The following is an 825-nucleotide window of genomic DNA, read 5'->3' as shown; positions in this document are numbered from 1 at the left end:
CGGGATCGTGGCGGGCGACCGCATCGTCGCGCTCAACGGACGCGAGATGGCGACCTTCGACGACATCCGCCTTTATGCGCAGATCCGTCCGGGCGAGCCCGTGGTGATCCAGGTCGAGCGGGGCGGCAAGCGGTTCGACCGGCAGGGGCGGATCGGCGCAGTCGAGGAAAGCGACGGCTTTGGCAACAGGTTCAGGATCGGGCGGCTGGGCATCGCGCCGGGCGATCCGGTGATCGAGCCGGTCAGCCTGTGGCGCGCGCCGGTGGTGGCGATCGAGCGCACGGGCCAGATCGTCCGCACCATGGTGGAAACGCTGGGGCAGATTCTGGGCGGCGGCCGGTCGGTGAAGGAGCTTGGCGGGCCGCTCAAGATCGCGGAGGTTTCGGGGCAGGCGGCGACGCTGGGGGTGGAAAGCTTCATCTTCTTCATGGCGCTCATCTCGATTAACTTGGGGTTCATCAACCTCTTGCCAATTCCGATGCTGGATGGCGGCCACCTGCTGTTCTACGGATTGGAAGCGGTCCAGCGCAGGCCGGTCAGCCCCAGGGTGCAGGAATGGGCCTACCGGTCTGGTCTGGCGCTGCTTCTGACCATGATGATGCTGGTTACATTCAACGATCTAACGTCTTTCGGTATCTGGGAGCGCCTGTCCGGCTTGATCGGCTGATCCGTATCGGGCAGGGAGGCGCGGCTTGTGCGGCGTCTTTCCGGGCGTGAACGAGCATTGCTTATTTGTAAAAGGGTGAAGCGGGTGACAGCGATAATGAGCAGCAAGAGGCAGCGCCCGATTGTCGCGGCCCTTTTGGCGACGACGATGATCGGCGG

1 protein-coding gene is annotated in these 825 nt (G+C 64.2%); it reads left to right on the top strand.

All coding sequences use genetic code 11. The features are described from left to right. Positions 1–667 (top strand): RIP metalloprotease RseP (gene rseP, locus L288_RS31460; RefSeq protein ID WP_021238186.1); only part of this gene is annotated, 667 nt, incomplete at its 5' end. Positions 668–825 lie beyond the last annotated feature (158 nt).

Origin of the sequence: Sphingobium quisquiliarum P25 (assembly GCF_000445065.1) — a bacterium.
In the GTDB taxonomy this organism is placed as follows: domain Bacteria; phylum Pseudomonadota; class Alphaproteobacteria; order Sphingomonadales; family Sphingomonadaceae; genus Sphingobium; species Sphingobium quisquiliarum.
Note: the sequence above shows the minus strand (reverse complement) of the source record. Positions and strands in the feature narration are given on the sequence as shown.